We start from the raw sequence: 18,713 nt of genomic DNA, 5'->3' as shown, positions 1-18,713 counted from the left end.
CTATAATAATGATGATTATCTGTCTTTACTGCAAATAAAAGTGACCACAAGCATTTTAATAAAAATGATTTAAAGTATATTTTCCTCGATCACAGGAACAGCAATCATTTTCATTAATTTTATTCTATATTCTTCATATATATAATTCGTTCCCCAAACGATCATAAATGCAAAAACAAATGAACCGATCACATCAAAAGGAAAATGTACACCGACATAAATTCTTGACCAGCCTACAATAACGCTTAGTAATAATCCGATACTTCCTATTTTTCTAAATCCTGACAGCAAATAAGAAAAAGCAATCGTGGCAACGGTCAACGTATGCATGCTAGGAAATGATGAAGTTGAACCATGCCCGACCAGCGTATGTCCTAGCCCCATCGCAAATGGACGCGGATGATAATAGAATGCATGGATAACATTGGTAAATAACAATGCGACCAGCACAAAGATTAAAGATTTAATAAATTGTGTTCTGTATTTTTTATTCTTAAAAAATACAGAAATGAGTAAAAATCCTAATAAACCGCCAATTAAATTATGCGAAGCGAATATAGCGATTTTATCCAAAAATGTATTTTGCGTCGCAGCGGCATTAATCCACTGAAATATATTAATATTTACATCTTCAATTGACATTGCCAATCGATCCATGATGATTTGATGTCAGCACGATAAAAAAAATAGCTTAAAGAAAAATTAAATTTATCATAAGGATAAAAATAGTTTTTAGCCTGATTTAAGCTATTTTTAATTTTGATGATTTAGTCGTATTTATTCACTAAGAATCTATCGACCCTGATTTATAAAGATTTAAGAACAAACCGCTCCTTCCACTCGAACGGGCACTTTTGAATCCAAAGCAGCAATCGAAACTGCCATTGCATCAATCACGCGACCCAGTGAAGCACTTGCACTGCTCACAATCGTTGGAATCTGGTTATTATTGGCACTGACAGGCTGAGTGAATGTCATCCGACAAGCCAACTGCTGATTCTGGGTAGAATCTTGATTGATCGTGATACTCGGATCATTACGTTTAATGATCCATGCCACAGAAACTTCAACATTCTTATTATTCGCAGAAGTGGTATTCACAATATCAAAATGGGAAAAGTCCGTCGCAACCCGATAAGACACCTTTCCACCGATCATCCCACTATTATAGCGATCGACGGCACCAAGCTTTTGCTGTAAGCCAGCAGATAAATTATCTCTTAACTCTGCCCCTAAGGTTGAAGTCCAGCGTTCATTATCCAGAATATTTGATCGACCATTGATTTCCTGTATCACCAGAGGCGCACGATTGATTCGATCAGGTAAACCCACAGGCAATACCTCGATCACCTTCACTTTAGAGCTCGGCAAAGGCGTGACTTTATTTGCCAGAGTATAGTAATTCGGTGTAGGTGAAGTGGAACATGCAGCAATTAATAAAGTCGTCGTACAAATTCCAGCACAACGTATCGCGTCCTGAGCAGTAAATGCTTTTTTCAATGTTGTAATGATCATTTATTCGTCTCTGCTTTTTTCCCGCGAATCAACGATTCAGGATGTTGTTCAATATAATCTGCCATCAATTGTAATGATGCCGCTGCCCGAGTCATTTGCTGTAATGCTTTACGCACGTCCTGCTGCATTGGCGCGTCACTAGATAAAATCGATTCACTCGATTGCATGGTTTTACGGACATCATTCAGAGTCGCTTGTAAACCAGGTGCCACTTTACCATCTAACTGTTTCACCAATTTGTCGGTTGATTCAATGGTGGTATTCATATTATTCAAGGTTTTACGAACATCTTGACCAATCTCTTCAAGTGGGAACTTACTTACCTTATCCGCAATCTGTGACACTTGCGCTTGCAATCCACTCAGTTCAGTTGCTGTGGTTGGCACCTCAGCCCGCCCATCTGGACGCATTTTTAAAGCAGCAGGTTTGGCTTTCGGAAATTTATCAAATGCAATGTAATTCTGCCCTGTTAACAGATTACCTGTGCGCATTTGAGCACGCCATCCTTTTGCAATGAAGTTTCTAAAGATTTCACCATCTGGATCAAGTTCTTTGCCATGTGCTAAACGAGATGGATAAATCACAGCATCGACGCGCATCCGTAACTGGGTATAATTCTGGTCAAACTCCACATTGATGGCTTTAACATTTCCAATTTCAATGCCCATAAAGTCAATTGGTGCACCTGCCGTCAGACCACGTAAAGAATGATCAAAATACATAATAATCGGGCGAGGTTTACCATCAGGCTCTTTCATGGCCTCTTTGCGAGAATCTGACAAGGTAAAATAACTGTGGTTAGGTGCAATGCCTGCCGACGAATTTTCTGGATAGCCAAATGCAATCCCACCCGCAACAATACTGGCAAGCGACTGGGTATCCAGATTAAATCCTGAAGCATTCAAGGTCACATCCACCCCGCTGGCCTGCCAGAAGCGTGCATCTGTGGTCACGAACTTATCATAAGGCGATTGAATAAATGTTTGGAGCTCTACACTTTTGCCATCATTTGCCAGTTTATACGCCGTAATTTGCCCAACATTAATTCTGCGGTAGTAAATAGGCACCCCAATATCCAGCGAACCTAAATCCTGTGCCTTTAAAAAAAACACTTTACCCGGTATATCCGAGGAAACAACAGGTGGAACCTCAAGTCCAACAAAGTCTTCCTGCTTTTCTTCTGCCTTGCCCCCATCCACTTCGATATAAGCGCCTGATAATAAAGTATCAATTCCGGAAATCCCGCCTGTACCGATACGAGGTCGCACCACCCAGAAGCGTGAATCTTTGGCTGCAAAATTACTGGCATCTTTGCGCAATTCAATTTTGGCAATGATATGAGAACGATCATCAGACAAATCAATCTGGCGAACCAGACCAATATCCACCTGTTTATAGCGAACCGTGGTTTTCCCTGCAACTAAGCCTTCAGCGGTACGAAAAGACACCTCAATGGTTGGGCCCGTATCCAGCACGGCTTTTGCAGCAAGTGAAAGCGCGATTAACAAGGCAATAAAAGGAACCAGCCAGATCAGCGCAGGTCTCCAGCGCCCTTTCTTTTTTTCGGGTTCCGCGAAAACCGTATCCTGCTGAGTTAACTCGGTCAGGTTCTCTTCAGAATCTTGGCTATTGTGTGTATTTTCTGACATAGTGATCGTTCTTTTATGGGTCAAAAACAGGGTTTTACAGTTTTAACTTTTCAGTTGATGAATCGTGGTTGTTTTTAAATGTTCAGCGTGTGGATCATGCACTGAATTTGCCTTGAAATAATTATCCCAAATAATCCGTGGATCAAAACTCATGGAAGCAAACATGGTTAAGACCACTACAGCGCCAAAAGCTACAGCGCCCGGTCCAGCCAGAATTGTGGCAAGCGACTGGATCTGAATCAATGCGGTCAATAATGCCACGACGAAGACGTCAATCATTGACCAGCGTCCAATAAACTCAACAATCCGATACAGCAAGGCACAATGTTCAGGTGAAAAATGCAATTTTGAAGAAGACTGCATGGAGACGGCAACGAGTAAAAATACCAGAATCAGTAATTTTAAAATCGGGATAAAGATACTGGCCATAAAAATGACCACAGACACCAGATAATCCCCATTTTGCCAGAAATAAATGACTCCACTAATAATCGTATCTTGCTGACGTCCCAATAATGAATCTGTAACTGTCATCGGTAATACATTGGCTGGAATATATAAAATAGCAGCCGCAACCACTAAAGCGAAGGTACGATTTAAACTTTGAGGTTTACGTACATGCAAACCGCTCTTGCATCTGGAACATTGCAGATGTTCTTCTTCCGCGTTTTTATTCGCGACAGCATTGAGTAATCCACAGCAATGGCACTGGATTAAACCGACATCTTTTGCCCTGAGATAGTTTTTAACCTTTAAATCAGCGGCAGGAAGATGAGGCGCTATTATTCCGATTTCGTCTTCTTTGTTGTTATTCATCCAAGACTCCGATCAACTTCGTCCCAGAGATCCTTGATCTTTACCGAAGCAATATAGACCAACAGTACACTTAATAAGGTAAATGCCCAGAGCGCTACACCAGGAATCACAGTCACCATCCCGACTAGTTTGACCAAAGTCACCAACACTCCGATGAGAAAGACTTCAACCATGCCCCAAGTACGGAATAAAAACAGCATTCGGAGCGCTGGGGTTAAATATTTTGGTCGACGCTTAAATAGACTGATACAAGACAGCACATAACTGAGTAATAACAACTCAACCAAAGGCACAATAAATGTCGTAATCAGGATCAATACTCCGACCAGTGCCCGATCAATATGAAACATGGTCCATGCAGCACCAATCAAAGTGGTTTGTGAGGTATTTCCCTGGAGTTCAACGATCACGATTGGAAAACTATTGGCAATCACAAACACAATTAATGCAGTAATGACTAAAGCAAGCAAGGACGAAAAGGAATGACCTCGACGATACAACTCTGCACCGCAACAGGTACAGTAAGCCCGTTCACCCGATACAAGCTCTACCCTACGGTAAATCGCATCACATTCTTCACAACCTGCCAGTTCAGTGAGTCTGACTTGCTGACCGATTGCTAAGGGCTGATTATTTTTATTCGCCATAAAGCCCTGCCCATTACTTAGATTCTTTCATATTTAAAAATGACTTGTCCCAGTTATACCTTTTATTTTTGCATTCACAATCACAGGCTATCATTCTTACACAATATGTAAACACATCGAGGGTTAAATTGTTGATTGAATAAAAGCAGCTTATCGAAGTGTTACTGATAATATCTGTTAAAAAGTTATCCCATAAAAAAGGCGAATAGGCTACAGAAAATATCTGTAACCTATTCGCCGATTATATGATTTTTATATGAAATTTATGACTTAATTTACTTTGTTTTTATAGAAAATGTTGTAGCTCGCATAACAGGCAATAATGAACAGGATACAGCAGACAAAACCGACCTGCATTGAAGGATCCGTCACCATACTGATACAGGTAATCACACAGAATAAGCCACCTAAAATTGGGGTTAACGGAAATAACGGCGCAGCAAATTTAAGATCTTTGACTGTTTTACCTGATTTGATCCATTGTCTGCGGAAGTTAAATTGGCAAACACAAATCGAAATCCACACCACCACCATAGTAAAGGCAGCAACCCCCAGTAAGTTCTTAAAAATCGTTTCAGGAGCAAAATGTTCTGACAATAAACCCGGAATTGCACCAAACATGGTGACAATAATGGCAATAATCGGTGTACCTGAACGAGTCAGTTTTGAAAATACTTTCGGTAACTGGTTCTTGGCAGACAATGACCACATCATGCGTGAAGCGGCAAATAAACCTGAGTTTGCAGCAGATAAAAGCGCAGTAATGATCACAAAGCGAATAATGTCTTCGGCGTATGGAATGCCAATATAGTTAAATACCGTAACGAATGGGCTATTACTGACACTGTTGGCATTTAAACCTGCCATTTCATAAGGCAGTAATGCACAGATCACCACAATGGTACCCACAAAGAAAATCAACAAGCGCCAGATGGCCGCATTGATGGCTTTGGGTACGGTTTTAGCAGGCTCTTCTGCCTCACCAGCCGCAACACCAATCAACTCTGTCCCAGAGAATGCAAAGTTTACAATCAACATGGTCGCAAAAATCGGGAAAATACCATTTGGGAACCAGCCATGTTCTGTCAATTTACTAAACAATGGCGCTGACTCATGCCCATGATAGGAAATCAGGCCAAAAATGGCGGCCAAACCCAATCCAATAAAACAGATAATGGTCAAGACCTTGACCAAAGACAACCAGAATTCAGACTCTGCAAAGAGCCGCGTAGAACTGACATTCAGGGTAAAAACCAGCCCTGCAAATAATAATGTCCACGTCCACATTGAAATAGAAGGAAACCATTCCTGCATCAATAAAGCGGCAGCGGTAAATTCGGTGCCTAAAGTTGCCGTCCATGTGAGCCAGTACAGCCATGTGATCATATAACCCGTACCCGGGCCAATATAAGTTCTGGCATATTCACCAAAAGAACCCGACACTGGCATTTGTACTGCAAGTTCACCCAAACACAGCATCACCATGTAAGCAATCACGCCACCCAGCAGGTAAGAGAGAATCGCACCAACTGGACCAGCCTGAGAAATGACATCACCCGAGCCCAAAAACAGCCCTGTTCCAATTGCACCACCCAATGAAATCATCACCAGATGACGCTTGGTCATGGCACGTTTCAAAGGTTTACCCACTTCAATCTCTGCGCTTGAAGTACCCGATAAACTGGTGACATCCTGTTGTGGTACATATTGTCCACTCAGGGCTTGGCCTGATGGAAATGTCTTTTCGTTATTGTTACTCATACACGGTCACTCCAACTGTATTCTTATGACAACCTGTCCTTGCTGTATTTGATTCATAAAAACGGATATCTAGACGATATTCCTTGACGCGTTTTGTTCTACTGAACATCCATATTCAAACTCCATGTATTACCATTCCATAACGACATCTCGCCGCTTCATTGGCGATGTCTTATTTCATTTCTTTTAATATCAATCCAGCTCGAAGCCCTGTTTTTACATTGGGATTCGGGAATAAAATCCAGACTTGCTGATCATGCGCGACATAATTTCCTGCTTGCTGCGTCGCAATTTCTTCGCCTTGCTCAAAGGTAGAAAAATTAGGTGCATCAGCACTCAGATTGAGTTGAAAATCGTCACTTTGCTTTAAAATAGAATCCACCACCTTAAACTGGCGAATGTCAGATTTCTGTCTGCAAGGTAAAGCCTGATCTGAAAGTACGGCACGCAGCATCTGGTCAGTACTGGCGAACTCGGCTAAGTCATTTTCACCAAAAGGTTTGGCCTTGCCTAATTCCAGCGTACTGCTCGCTACCTGAAGACGTTCAGTGGTGAAATGGGTAAAGGTTTTTCCAGCCGCATTGTGATAAACCAAAGCATCCAGATTGGCAGCATTTAAACTTTGAATCAGGAAATCATCATAAGGTCGTGTCTGATACGGAAATAAGGCAAAGACAGGCAATAGCGAAGCACGAATGGCCGTATGTAAATCATAGTGATAACGTTGCGCATCAACATGATCTTGTTCAAAGAAATCCGCAATCACCTGCTCTAATTGTGCAGCCCGCTCGGTTTCCTGATCCTGAGTTAAATTCTGATAAGCACCGCAGAACATGCGATTCATATCATTTTCAAGATAACGAACCCCTTGTCGAATCGCAGCGGGATTTCCCAATACGAAAAGTACACGGACTGCTAAACCCAGCTGTCCAGCAAACAAATCCTGAATGAGATGGGCCAACAATTCGATGGGCGCAGTTTCATTGCCATGAATACCCGCAGAAAGCACGATGGTTTTTCTATAAGCCGTTTTTGGCGTACATTGCAATAGCCCTTCACCTAGCCACTGCCATGTAAATCCAGTTGTTTCACCTTGCGTTTGCTCAGGTGTCTGTTGCGCCAATGTCAATGCGAGTAGATCAACCATGTACTTTCATCCTTAAAAGCCGTTATTGAATGTTTATCTCTGAAAGTGATAAACCGAACCTAAGCCCAAAATCTTCGTGAGTTCATCCAGCGCGGTACGACTCTCGATCAATAAGTTTGGATCGGCCAAATCGTCCTGCGTTAACTCATCACGATAATGCTGATCCACCCACTGATTTAAGGTTTTGAACAATGCATCATTCATAAACAGGTTTTGATTGACCGCAGCCAGTTCAGCGTCATTCACCGCCACACGTAAACGTAAACATGCAGGGCCACCGCCATTACGCATGCTTTCACGCAGATCAAATACCTTGATGTCATCAATTGGCGTGCCCATTTGAATCATGTCACTCAAATAGTCCCATACCGCTTTGTTCTGACGTGATTCTTCTGGTACCACAATGCTCATGCCCCCATCCGCACGGGTCAGAATCTGGCTATTAAACAAGTAAGTCGATACCGCATCATCTACACTGACACGACTTTCAGGCACTTCAATCGATACAAACTCTTGCCCGATCCCTGTCATTTTTTGACGGATTTCATGCAATGCATCGGCCTGATTTAAAAAAGCCTGTTGATGATGGAACAAGACCTGTTGATTACTCACAGCAATCACATCGTTATGGAATACGCCCTGATCAATCACATCTGGATTTTGCTGAATGAACACCGTGCGTTTCGCATCTAGACGATGTAAACGTGCAATCGCTTCACTCGCTTCACGGGTTTGACGTGCAGGGAATTTTTGCGGTGCGACAGTTCCACCGAGCTGTTGCTGACCATAAACAAAGACCTGTACACCAGCCTGATCATAAGCACCACCAAGTCGGTTATGATTGGCTGCACCTTCATCACCGAACAGTGCCGCTTCTGGCAATGCTTCATGATGCGCGAAATATACATCATTCTTGAACATTGCTTGAAGAATACGTGTGGTCGTATGATGCTCAATTGATCGATGGAACTTATTATTCAGATTTGCTGCAGTAAAATGCATGCGACCATCCGCGCTATCTGCCGATGGCGACACCGTACATGAGTTCGCAGTCCACATTGATGATGCTGAACTCAATGATGATAATAGTGCTGGTGCAGTACGCATGGCTTGGGTAATGACATCAATATCACTGCCCGTAAAACCCAAACGGCGCAGTGTTGGCACATGCGGACGTTCTTGTGGTGCAAAGACACCTTGCTTGAGTCCTAAATCCGCAAGCGCTTTCATTTTCTTTAATCCCTGCTTTGCAGCTAATTTAGGATTTGACGCATTATTACGGTTTTTGGTCGATGCGACATTACCATACGATAAGCCTGCATAATGATGGGTCGGCCCCACTAAACCATCAAAATTAATTTCATAACCTGACATTTTTCTCTCCCTGTGTCCCTATACGAGCCGACTTACAGCACAATGCCCGGTGATAATTTTGAAGGTAAAGTAACGCTGTCACTTTCCAGTGACGCCATTGGCCATGCGCTATAGTCTGCTGCATAGAAGGCACTGGCACGGTGATTACCTGATGCCCCAACCCCACCAAATGGTGCCGCACTTGATGCACCTGTTAATGGTTTATTCCAGTTCACAATGCCTGCTCGCGCTTCAATCAACACACGATCAAATAAATCACGGTCAGGAGACACCAGACCCACCGCCAAACCAAAGCGGGTGTTATTGGCAATGTTTAAAGCTTCATCGAAGCTGTTATAGCGATAAATCGTGGTCAATGGACCAAAGTATTCATCATCAGGAATATCGGTCACCTGAGTGATATCTAAAATACCCGCAGTAAGCAATGAACTATCCGCTTGTGGACGCGTCATTTCCAACAATCGTTTTGCACCTAAAGCGATGAGCTTGCTTTGTGCTGCCAACATCTGTTCCGCGGCATGTGCCGAGATGACACCACCCATAAACGGTTGCGGTTCAGCATTCCAGCTTCCTACGACTAAGTTCTTCGCGACTTCAACAAAACGTTGAATGAAAGCATCACCATTGGCACCGTGTTTAACAATAATACGGCGTGCACAAGTACAACGTTGTCCCGCAGAAACAAAGGCCGACTGGACAGCTAAATTCACCACTGCATCAATATCGTTTGCTTCATCAATGATCAGGGCATTATTGCCACCCATTTCCAAAGCAAGGATTTTTTCAGGCGCGCCTGCCATTTGTTTATGCAAGTGATAACCCGTATTGGCACTGCCCGTGAACAGCAAACCGTCAATCTGCTCAGCCGCAGCGAGTGCTTCACCTGTGCTGCGTCCTCCTTGTACGATATTCAGCACACCCTTTGGTAGACCCGCCTGTTGCCATAATTTTGCAGTTTCTTCCGCTGTCCAAGGGGTAAGTTCACTTGGTTTAAATACCACGGTATTGCCTGCGATAAGTGCAGGAACAATATGACCATTCGGTAAATGACCAGGGAAGTTATAGGGGCCAAATACAGCGAGAACGCCATGTGGACGATGACGTAGTGAAGCCACCCCATCTGGCATTTCAGTTTCGCTGAACCCTGTACGTTGATGATAAGCACGAATTGAAATCGCCACTTTACCGATCATCGACTGTACTTCGGTTAAAGTTTCCCAAAGCGGTTTACTGGTTTCCTGACTAATCACTTCAGCCAATTGGGTTTTATTTTGTTCCAATAAACCCGCAAAACGCTCAATAATTGTAATACGCTCTTCTAAAGCTAAGCGTGCCCAAGCTGGAAATGCCTGACGTGCTGCCTGACATGCCTGTTCAACATCAGCTTGGCTTGCTTCATGCCCTGCCCAAATTTGTGCATTGCTCACTGGATTTGTTTTAGCGAATGCAGTCCCTTGTCCTTGAATCCAAGCACCATCAATTAATAATGCACCTTGTGACATTAGTTCTTCTCCATTTTTTCTAATGCTAAAACCCGTACTTCATCGTGTTCAGCAATATTCAGTGCCTGTGCTTGTGCTGCTGTTAAATGTAAAGTCTCGCTTTCATCGACTTTGTTATTGATCAGCAACACGGCGTAATCTTTATATTGGTCATTGGCAACCAAAAAATGCGTCTCGGTACTTTCAACCTTCTCAGTAAGTTTGACTTTGAGCAAACGGCTCTCCGTCACCGCCCGTAATTCGGCAGTATTGGCTTCCAGTGTTGGTCCCGCATCAAAAATATCGACATGACCCTGATATTTAAGACCTTCAGACATCAACACTTTTGCCGCTGGCAGCGTATGTGGATGCACTTCTGCAATCACTTCACGCGCCTCGGAAGACAGCAAGTCAACATAGACTGGAAATCTTGGCATCAACTCTGCGATAAAAGCTTTTTGCCCGACACCACTGAGATAATCCGCTGCGGCAAAATCCATATTGAAAAACAGATAACCGAGTGAATCCCAAAAGGGTGACCGTCCATTCTGGTCAGAGAAACCACGCATTTCTGCAATCAGTCGTTCTTCAAAAAAAGAACGGAAGGCAGCAATAAACAGGAAACGGACTTTGGATAAAAATTTGCCGTTCTGGTTTTTACGATATTCAGGATCGAGGAATAAGGTGCAGAGTTCACTGCAACCGGTATGATCATTACTTAAAAACAAAGTGTCTAAAGTCTTATACACATTTAAGGCTTTAGAGGCGTGCACCTGTTTTGCCACCCGAAAGTTGTAGAACGGTTCATTCAGTCCGACTGCAACTTCAATTGCACTCACACCCACAATCTTGTGCGTGCTAGTGTCTTCCAGTACAAACAGATAACTTGCCTCACACTTTTCGGTTAGACCCGCTAAAGTGCGTGTGGTGCGTGTAATACGTTCAGCCAGAATGTCTCTATTTTGTGGTAAGGAAGTCAGGCCAATGCCAGACTCCCCCGCTCGTTGCGCTAAACGATAAATATCATCTAAGTCCCGATGCGCTGCATGTCTAACAATCATCATGGTTAGATGCTCACAGCAGACTTAGAGGCGTGCTAATGCACGAACAAAACGATTTAGACCTTCATCAATATCCTGTTGAGGAATGATCAATGAAGGGGTAAAACGAACCACATCTGTACCCGCAACCAAAGCCAATAACCCTTCTTCACCCGCTAAAGTCACAATATTTTTGGCTTTACCTGCATATTCATCTTTAAGTACACAGCCGATTAATAAACCTTGACCGCGAATTTCTTTGAATAAGCCATATTCAGCGTTGATCTTGTTTAAAGCATCAATAAAATATTGATGACGCTGTTTTACGCCATCTAACACTTCAGGTGTATTAATAAATTCAAATACCGCGCCAGCAACCGCACAAGCCAATGGGTTACCACCATAGGTTGTACCGTGATCACCCACTGCATACATGTTGGCATAATGATCTGTGGTGATCATTGCACCAATCGGGAAGCCACCGCCCAATGCTTTTGCAGTGGTGAGAATGTCAGGCGTTACGCCCGTATTCATATAGGCATACAATGAACCTGTACGGCCGACACCAGTTTGTACTTCATCAAAAATCAGTACCGCACCTTTTTCATCACAGAGTGCGCGTAAGCCTTTCAGGAATTCAATATCTGCTGGCAGAACACCACCTTCACCTTGGATTGGTTCTACAATTACCGCACAAGTATTTTCAGTGATCGCGGCTTTTGCTGCTTCAAGGTCATTAAATGCAGTATGTTCAATGCCACCTGGTAATGGTGCAAAGTCTTGAGAATACTTAGGCTGACCACCCGCCGTTACGGTAAATAAAGTACGACCGTGGAAGGCATTTTTAAAAGCAACAATCTGGTTCTTGTTTGCATTGCCGCTGAGCAACCCAACTTTACGTGCCAGTTTCAACGCCGCTTCATTGGCTTCTGCACCTGAGTTACAGAAAAAGACTTTGTCGGCAAAAGTGCTGTCGACCAGTTGTTTTGCAAGGCGTAATACTGGCTCGTTGGTATAACCATTACCAATATGCCACAGCTTTTGAGCTTGTTCAGTTAAGGCTTTTACTGCCACAGGATGTGCATGACCTAAAGCGTTTACCGCGATCCCACCAGCGAAATCAATATATTCTTTATCGTTTTGATCCCACAGACGAGAACCTTCACCACGTACTAAAATGAAATTTGCCGGGGCAAAAACTGGAACCATCCAATCATTAAAATTGCTACGTGTAATTGCGACTTCGCTCATTTTATTTACTCACTTCCTGTTTTTAATCTTCAGGCCTGTTGAATGCACAACAAGCCCTTTACTCTAATTTTTAAGGGATGGATTAGCCTGGGAAAATCCCGCGTTCTTTACGCGCTTTCAGGATACGTTCACACGCCAAAATATAAGCAGCAGTACGCAAACTACATTCTTTCTGTGCTGCGGTATTCCAGACATCACCAATCGCTTGAATCATTAATTTATCCAGACGTTCATTGATCTCGTCTTCGCTCCAGAAGTAACTCGCCATATCTTGAACCCATTCAAAATAACTGACGGTTACACCACCCGCATTACAGATCACATCTGGAACAACGGTAATATCACGACTAACAAAGACATCATCCGCTTCTGGATAAGTTGGACCATTTGCACCTTCAAGCACGATTTTGGCTTTTAATTTTTGCGCACGTTCAACCGTGATCTGACCTTCCAGTGCTGCTGGAATCAGAATATCCATATCAACCGTCCAGAACTCTTCATCTGAAATCACAGTTGAATCGGCAAAGCCCTTCACGCCGCCAGTTTCAACGACATGTTTTTGCAGTGCTTTAACATCCAAGCCTTCTGCATTGAAAATCGTGCCCGTGTGATCTTGTACCGTAACAATTTTAGCGCCTGCATGGCTGAACAGATAGGCAGCTTCATTACCCACGTTACCAAAGCCCTGTACAGCCACTTTACTGCCTTCAACTGGTAACTTGATACGTTCTGCAACCTGCATACCGGTTACGAATACACCGCGACCTGTGGCACGAACACGGCCCAATGAACCACCTAAATGAACTGGTTTACCCGTTACCACACCTGTGACCGTATGGCCTTTGATGCTTGAGTAGGTGTCCATCATCCAACCCATAATATTGGCATTGGTGCCGACATCTGGCGCAGGAATGTCAATTTGAGGGCCGATAATTGGGCTGATTTCACTGGTAAAACGGCGGGTTAAACGCTCTAATTCACGCGGTGAAAGTTCTTTTGGATTTACACGGATACCGCCCTTAGCGCCACCGAACGGCAGATTCAATACAGCCGTCTTAATGGTCATCCATGCAGACAATGCCATGACTTCATTTAATTCAACATCTTGGTGATAACGAATACCGCCTTTACCTGGGCCACGTGATAAGTTGTGTTGTACACGATAGCCTTCAAAATGACGGATTGAACCATCGTCCATCACGATTGGAACATCAACAATCAAGGTACGTTTTGGGGTTTTCAATGTGTTGACAAAGTTGCTGAGGTCGGCATCCAGATAAGGTGCTACCCGATCAACTTGAGTAAGAAAAGTTTGCCAAGCACTACCGTTTTGAGCCGCATATGATAAAGACATCATCTATTCCTTAATTAATCAATTGTCCCTGTTATTCACAGATTCCCTTTTTTTCAGGGCGTCCTACCCCATCCTCCCTAATACGCACTGTGTTTCTTTTCACTGAATCAAAAATGCTTGGGGTTTTGTATAAGATTATTATTAAGAATCAAATTGATTCACAAAATTCGTTATAATGATTAAAATGAATTATTTTTTATCAATTTGCTAATAGTAAATATCAAAATGAACAATATCGATCATATTATATTAGGATTACTCAAAGACAATGCACGGATGTCCATTACCGATCTGGCGGCCAAAACGCGTGTTTCTCGCGCAACGGTACAGAAGCGAATTGAATATATGGAATCGACTGGTGTTATTACAGGTTATACAGTGCGCTTCCGCCCCAGTGCAGAGAAAAATATCATTCGGGCATGGATGAATATTATGGTTGAGGGCACCAAAGCCCAAGCCGTCATCCGCGAATTGCGTCTCGAATCTGCGGTAGAGCGTCTGCATACCACCAATGGAAAATGGGATATTCTGGTCGAGCTACAATCAGACAGTCTGGAAAATTTTGATAAGGCTTTGGAGCGAATCCGAAATATTTCAGGCATTTACAATAGTGAAACCAGTATTCTATTGTCGACCTATAAAACCTGATCAGGTCCAAAGTCAAAGATTGCAGACATAAATAAGGGCGCATGATCTGAATGATCATGCGCCCTTTAAAACATCACTTATCGCTTAAGCAGTGACACGACGGTAACTACGATATTCTGGTGTCCAGAAATTATCATCAATCACTGTTTTCAACACATCATTACTCATCGGAACAGCCAAGCCATCGGCCATTGCCGCTTTTGCCACTTTAAAAGCAATAAACTTGGACACTTGCTGAATATCATTAATATTCGGCAATAAATCCGCTGCTGGATTTTTCAAGCGTGGCGAACAATCTGCCAATGCGGTACTTGCAGCCATTAGCATAGAATCACTGATATGCGTTGCGCCACATGCGATGACACCAAGGCCAATTCCCGGGAAGATATATGAGTTATTACACTGCGCAATGCTATAAGCCTTGCCCTGATAATAAACTGGCGCAAATGGGCTACCTGTGGCAACAATCGCCGCGCCATCTGTCCATTCGATAATATCTTTAGGTTGTGCTTCCACTTGTGAAGTCGGGTTCGACAGTGGCAGAACAATCGGATGTTTATAATATTTCGCTAAAGTTTTGATCACTTCTTCGCTGAATAAGCCAGCCTGACCAGAAACACCAATCAGGATACTTGGTTTGGCATTTTTCACCACATCCAGTAAACCGACATATTCACCCGTATATTCCCAGTCACTGATGGCACTGGTTGGTGTCGCCAGCTTCTGCTGGAAATCGAGTAAATTCGGCTGTTGATCAGTCATAAGACCAAAACGATCCACCATAAAGATACGTGAACGTGCTTCATGATCACTTAGCCCTTCATCCATCATTTGACGAACGATCTGCTCTGCGATACCGCAACCTGCTGAACCCGCACCAACAAAAGTAATGGTTTGATCTTTAAGCTGCTTGCCTTGTGAACGAGATGCAGCAATCAGGGTTGCCGCTGTTACAGCCGCCGTGCCTTGAATATCATCATTAAAACAGCAAATCTTGTCTCGATACTGGGTTAATAATGGCATGGCATTCATTTGCGCAAAGTCTTCAAACTGGATCAGTACATCAGGCCAACGCTGACGCACCGCAGTAATAATTTGCTCAACGAATTCATAATATTGCTCACCACGAATACGCGGTTGTTTCCAACCCATATAGATTGGATCATTCAGCAATTCTTCGTTATTGGTTCCGACATCAATGGTAATCGGTAAAGTATAGGCAGGACTAATACCACCACAGGCGGTATACAGAGATAATTTGCCGATCGGGATACCCATCCCTCCAATCCCCTGATCACCTAGACCTAAGATACGTTCGCCGTCTGTAATCACGATGACTTTGACATTTTTCTTATTCACGTTGTGAATAATTTGGTCAATGTACTTACGTTCTGGATAAGAAATGAAGATACCACGGTGACGACGGTAAATGTCAGAGAAACGCTGGCAGGCTTCGCCTACCGTCGGGGTATAGATAATCGGTAGCATTTCATCCAAATGCTGACTCAATAGGCTATAGAACAGGGTTTCATTGGTATCTTGGATATTTCTTAAATAAATATGCTTATTCAGGTCACTGTCAAATGAAAGGTACTGTTGATAAGAGCGTTGTGTTTGCTCTTCGATGTTTTCAATATTGTATGGAACGAGACCATGTAAATTAAAATTTTCTCTTTCTTCTTCAGAGAAAGCAGAGCCTTTATTTAACAGCGGAAGTTCTAAAAGAGCATTCCCAGCATAGGGAATATATAAAGGTTTTTTGATTTTACTAGGGGTCGCAGGCATACCTTACTCTTGAGATTATCCGTCAAATATATAAAATTTCGTTGCTTAAATTCTTATGCAAAAAAGAATTCTGGCGAAGTGAATAATTTACACTAATCCGCCCTCGAAACCGAATAATCTGACGGTATGTAAAGTGATTCAACATTTAGGAAATAAATAGTACTCGCTAATAATGCACATTTGTAGTCCATCTGTGGCGATATTTTGTAGGTTTTTTATACGGACAGATAATTTATAAACAAATATTTTATGCAGACCTCATTTCAATCAGGATCTGAGGCCTGCTGGTTCAACAAAAATTTTAGTTATTTTCTTGTTCAAATTCCTGAATCGCTTCTTTTGCGATACGGAAACTATCTACCGCAGCAGGCACGCCACAATAGATTGCAACCTGTAGTAGCACTTCACGGATCTTTTCTTTCGGCACGCCATTTCGTAGCGCACCTTTGACATGAAGTTTAAGTTCATGCGGACGGTTGAGCGCAGAGATCATGGCAAGATTGATCATGCTACGTTCTGGCTTGCTGAGCTCCTCACGTCCCCAAACAGCACCCCAACAATACTCGGTTACCAATTCCTGTAAAGGTAGATTAAAGTCATCTGCATTGTTGATTGAATTATTGACGTAACTTTCTCCAAGCACCTGTTTACGGATTGCTAAACCTTTTTCAAACTTTTCATTGCTCATGGATTCAATCCTCCAAATAAGGTGTATTTGATTTCAAGATAATCTTCGATGCCGTATTTTGAGCCTTCTCGGCCTAAACCTGAATGTTTAATTCCCCCAAAAGGAGCAACTTCATTGGAAATCAGGCCTTTATTAATTCCCACCATACCATATTCAAGTTGCTCGCTCATGCGCCATGCTCGTCCTAAATCCTTGGTATAACAATAAGCAGCTAGACCAAACTCCGTCGCATTCGCCATATCTATCGCCTGCTGTTCCGTTTCAAATTTAAAAACTGCAGCTAAAGGCCCAAAGGTTTCCTGAGTTGCAACATCCATCTCCGTTGTCGCATCGGCAATAATCGTCGGTTCATAAAAAAGCTCTCCCGCCTCATGACGTTTGCCTCCCGTAATTAAACGTCCTGCTTTGGCTAAAGCATCTGCAACATGTGCTTCAACTTTTTTCACGGCATTGGTATTAATTAAAGGGCCAATTTCATTTCCAGCTTCAAGTCCATTACCAATTGCAAAAGCATTCACTTTGGCATTTAATGCGGTAATGAAGCGTTCATAAATGCCATCCTGAACCAGAAAACGATTCACACAAACACAGGTTTGCCCAGCATTGCGATATTTAGCAATCAATGCCCCTTCAATAGCAGCATCCAGATCAGCATCATCAAACACAATAAACGGTGCATTGCCACCCAACTCGAGAGAGACTTTCTTCAAGGTCTGAGCTGAACGCTGGTAAAGTAATTTCCCCACAGGCGTGGAGCCAGTGAACGTGAATTTGCGTACATCATCACTTTCAAAAATCGCATCACCAATGGTCACGGCATCACCCGTGATGACACTAAAAATTTCTGCTGGAATACCAGCCTGAATAGCAAGATCAACCAAAGCCAAAGCCGTAAAAGGTGTTTCTGGAGCAGGTTTTACAACACAAGGACATCCTGCTGCCAAAGCCGGTGCAACTTTACGGGTAATCATAGCTGCTGGAAAATTCCACGGGGTAATCGCGGCAATGACACCTATCGGCTGTTTGCTTACAATAATACGTGCATCAGGATATGGGCTTGGAATGGTATCCCCATAGACCCGCTTTGCTTCCTCTGCAAACCATTCTACAAAGCTGGCAGCGTATAGGATTTCTCCTCTTGCCTCGGCTAAAGGTTTGCCCTGTTCACTGGTTAAAATAAATGCCAGCTCATCGGCATGTGCGACCATGAGATCAAACCATTTCTTTAAAATAATAGAACGATCTTTAGCTGTCTTATTTTTCCAGGTTGCCCAATGCTTCACAGCAGCCTGAATTGCACGATCCGCTTCAGCTTTCCCCATATTCGGCACAGTACCAATCATTTCTTGTGTCGCAGGATTATAAATCTCTGAAGTTTGCTGATTGTCAGCATCACACCATTGTCCAGCAATAAGCGCTTGTTGGTGGAATAATTGCATTTGTTGAAGTTGCATACACGTTATCCTGTATCGGCGTTGGAATAGCTCAACAGATGGTGAAAAATCTGGAAACTATTCCATCTTGTATTATGGCATACCAAATAAATCTTGAAAAAAA

Annotated in this window: 16 protein-coding genes; 1 reads left to right on the top strand and 15 read right to left on the bottom strand. The window is 43.0% G+C overall.

The genetic code is table 11. From position 1 onward, the window contains the following. Positions 1 to 69 precede the first annotated feature (69 nt). From IEV36_RS11305 to IEV36_RS11250, 12 genes are all read right to left on the bottom strand, one after another. Positions 70 to 642: an undecaprenyl-diphosphatase gene (locus IEV36_RS11305; protein WP_005256597.1), complete on the bottom strand. Its 573-nt coding sequence runs from the start codon at positions 640 to 642 to the stop codon at positions 70 to 72. A gap of 174 nt (positions 643 to 816) precedes the next feature. After that, positions 817 to 1,515 (bottom strand): PqiC family protein, encoded by a 699-nt coding sequence (locus IEV36_RS11300; protein WP_005256595.1) that lies wholly within the window; start codon positions 1,513 to 1,515, stop codon positions 817 to 819. Then, entirely contained in the window at positions 1,512 to 3,164 is a 1,653-nt protein-coding gene (locus IEV36_RS11295; RefSeq protein ID WP_005256594.1) for a PqiB family protein, read from the bottom strand. Before IEV36_RS11295 ends, IEV36_RS11300 begins: the two co-directional genes overlap by 4 nt. Positions 3,165 to 3,206: 42 nt before the next feature. Beyond that, positions 3,207 to 3,980 carry a paraquat-inducible protein A gene (locus IEV36_RS11290; protein ID WP_005256593.1) on the bottom strand — a complete coding sequence of 258 codons (774 nt, stop codon included), beginning with the start codon at positions 3,978 to 3,980 and terminating at the stop codon, positions 3,207 to 3,209. After that, positions 3,977 to 4,627 carry a paraquat-inducible protein A gene (locus tag IEV36_RS11285; protein ID WP_005256592.1) on the bottom strand — a complete coding sequence of 217 codons (651 nt, stop codon included), beginning with the start codon at positions 4,625 to 4,627 and terminating at the stop codon, positions 3,977 to 3,979. Before IEV36_RS11285 ends, IEV36_RS11290 begins: the two co-directional genes overlap by 4 nt. A gap of 270 nt (positions 4,628 to 4,897) precedes the next feature. Beyond that, positions 4,898 to 6,388, bottom strand: coding sequence for an amino acid permease (locus IEV36_RS11280; protein WP_005256591.1), 1,491 nt, complete (start codon positions 6,386 to 6,388; stop codon positions 4,898 to 4,900). Positions 6,389 to 6,560: 172 nt separating this feature from the next. Further along, complete coding sequence (astE, locus tag IEV36_RS11275; RefSeq protein ID WP_005256590.1) at positions 6,561 to 7,535, bottom strand: succinylglutamate desuccinylase; 975 nt, start codon at positions 7,533 to 7,535, stop codon at positions 6,561 to 6,563. A 33-nt stretch (positions 7,536 to 7,568) separates the two neighbouring features. After that, positions 7,569 to 8,909 carry an N-succinylarginine dihydrolase gene (astB, locus tag IEV36_RS11270; RefSeq protein ID WP_005256589.1) on the bottom strand — a complete coding sequence of 447 codons (1,341 nt, stop codon included), beginning with the start codon at positions 8,907 to 8,909 and terminating at the stop codon, positions 7,569 to 7,571. Positions 8,910 to 8,941: 32 nt separating this feature from the next. Then, a complete protein-coding gene (astD, locus tag IEV36_RS11265) occupies positions 8,942 to 10,411 on the bottom strand; it encodes a succinylglutamate-semialdehyde dehydrogenase (RefSeq protein WP_005256588.1) in 1,470 nt (489 codons plus the stop codon). Next, positions 10,411 to 11,454, bottom strand: a complete 1,044-nt coding sequence (gene astA / locus IEV36_RS11260) for an arginine N-succinyltransferase (protein ID WP_005256582.1) — start codon at positions 11,452 to 11,454, stop codon at positions 10,411 to 10,413. Before astA ends, astD begins: the two co-directional genes overlap by 1 nt. A 21-nt stretch (positions 11,455 to 11,475) precedes the next feature. Next, positions 11,476 to 12,681, bottom strand: coding sequence for an aspartate aminotransferase family protein (locus IEV36_RS11255; RefSeq protein ID WP_005256580.1), 1,206 nt, complete (start codon positions 12,679 to 12,681; stop codon positions 11,476 to 11,478). An 82-nt stretch (positions 12,682 to 12,763) separates the two neighbouring features. After that, on the bottom strand, positions 12,764 to 14,038 hold the full coding sequence (locus tag IEV36_RS11250) for a Glu/Leu/Phe/Val family dehydrogenase (protein ID WP_123775033.1): 1,275 nt from the start codon (positions 14,036 to 14,038) through the stop codon (positions 12,764 to 12,766). A 222-nt stretch (positions 14,039 to 14,260) separates the two neighbouring features. On the opposite strand from IEV36_RS11250, the gene IEV36_RS11245 reads away from it, so the two are divergent. Continuing rightward, positions 14,261 to 14,683: an Lrp/AsnC family transcriptional regulator gene (locus IEV36_RS11245; protein WP_004771166.1), complete on the top strand. Its 423-nt coding sequence runs from the start codon at positions 14,261 to 14,263 to the stop codon at positions 14,681 to 14,683. A gap of 84 nt (positions 14,684 to 14,767) precedes the next feature. Here IEV36_RS11245 and IEV36_RS11240 read toward each other — a convergent pair whose 3' ends face one another. The 3 genes from IEV36_RS11240 to IEV36_RS11230 form a co-directional block, all read right to left on the bottom strand. Continuing rightward, entirely contained in the window at positions 14,768 to 16,468 is a 1,701-nt protein-coding gene (locus IEV36_RS11240) for an NAD-dependent malic enzyme (RefSeq protein WP_005256577.1), read from the bottom strand. Positions 16,469 to 16,769: 301 nt separating this feature from the next. Further along, the gene (locus IEV36_RS11235) at positions 16,770 to 17,156 is read right to left on the bottom strand and encodes a carboxymuconolactone decarboxylase family protein (protein WP_004771163.1); all 387 of its coding nucleotides are present in this window, start codon (positions 17,154 to 17,156) and stop codon (positions 16,770 to 16,772) included. Beyond that, positions 17,153 to 18,610 (bottom strand): NAD-dependent succinate-semialdehyde dehydrogenase, encoded by a 1,458-nt coding sequence (locus IEV36_RS11230; RefSeq protein ID WP_005256576.1) that lies wholly within the window; start codon positions 18,608 to 18,610, stop codon positions 17,153 to 17,155. The genes IEV36_RS11235 and IEV36_RS11230 overlap by 4 nt, the downstream gene beginning before the upstream one ends. Positions 18,611 to 18,713: the final 103 nt, after the last annotated feature.

Origin of the sequence: Acinetobacter vivianii, from assembly GCF_014635885.1 — a bacterium.
GTDB classification, from domain to species: Bacteria; Pseudomonadota; Gammaproteobacteria; order Pseudomonadales; family Moraxellaceae; genus Acinetobacter; species Acinetobacter vivianii.
This window is presented reverse-complemented; position numbering and strand designations above follow the sequence as displayed.

Bases quoted from the DNA above. Each gene is read 5' to 3' on its own strand.
- IEV36_RS11305 (WP_005256597.1), bottom strand. From the start codon at position 642: ATGTCAATTGAAGATGTAAATATTAATATATTTCAGTGGATTAATGCC.
- IEV36_RS11300 (WP_005256595.1), bottom strand. From the start codon at position 1,515: ATGATCATTACAACATTGAAAAAAGCATTTACTGCTCAGGACGCGATA.
- IEV36_RS11295 (WP_005256594.1), bottom strand. From the start codon at position 3,164: ATGTCAGAAAATACACACAATAGCCAAGATTCTGAAGAGAACCTGACC.
- IEV36_RS11290 (WP_005256593.1), bottom strand. From the start codon at position 3,980: ATGAATAACAACAAAGAAGACGAAATCGGAATAATAGCGCCTCATCTT.
- IEV36_RS11285 (WP_005256592.1), bottom strand. From the start codon at position 4,627: ATGGCGAATAAAAATAATCAGCCCTTAGCAATCGGTCAGCAAGTCAGA.
- IEV36_RS11280 (WP_005256591.1), bottom strand. From the start codon at position 6,388: ATGAGTAACAATAACGAAAAGACATTTCCATCAGGCCAAGCCCTGAGT.
- astE (WP_005256590.1), bottom strand. From the start codon at position 7,535: ATGGTTGATCTACTCGCATTGACATTGGCGCAACAGACACCTGAGCAA.
- astB (WP_005256589.1), bottom strand. From the start codon at position 8,909: ATGTCAGGTTATGAAATTAATTTTGATGGTTTAGTGGGGCCGACCCAT.
- astD (WP_005256588.1), bottom strand. From the start codon at position 10,411: ATGTCACAAGGTGCATTATTAATTGATGGTGCTTGGATTCAAGGACAA.
- astA (WP_005256582.1), bottom strand. From the start codon at position 11,454: ATGATGATTGTTAGACATGCAGCGCATCGGGACTTAGATGATATTTAT.
- IEV36_RS11255 (WP_005256580.1), bottom strand. From the start codon at position 12,681: ATGAGCGAAGTCGCAATTACACGTAGCAATTTTAATGATTGGATGGTT.
- IEV36_RS11250 (WP_123775033.1), bottom strand. From the start codon at position 14,038: ATGATGTCTTTATCATATGCGGCTCAAAACGGTAGTGCTTGGCAAACT.
- IEV36_RS11245 (WP_004771166.1), top strand. From the start codon at position 14,261: ATGAACAATATCGATCATATTATATTAGGATTACTCAAAGACAATGCA.
- IEV36_RS11240 (WP_005256577.1), bottom strand. From the start codon at position 16,468: ATGCCTGCGACCCCTAGTAAAATCAAAAAACCTTTATATATTCCCTAT.
- IEV36_RS11235 (WP_004771163.1), bottom strand. From the start codon at position 17,156: ATGAGCAATGAAAAGTTTGAAAAAGGTTTAGCAATCCGTAAACAGGTG.
- IEV36_RS11230 (WP_005256576.1), bottom strand. From the start codon at position 18,610: ATGCAACTTCAACAAATGCAATTATTCCACCAACAAGCGCTTATTGCT.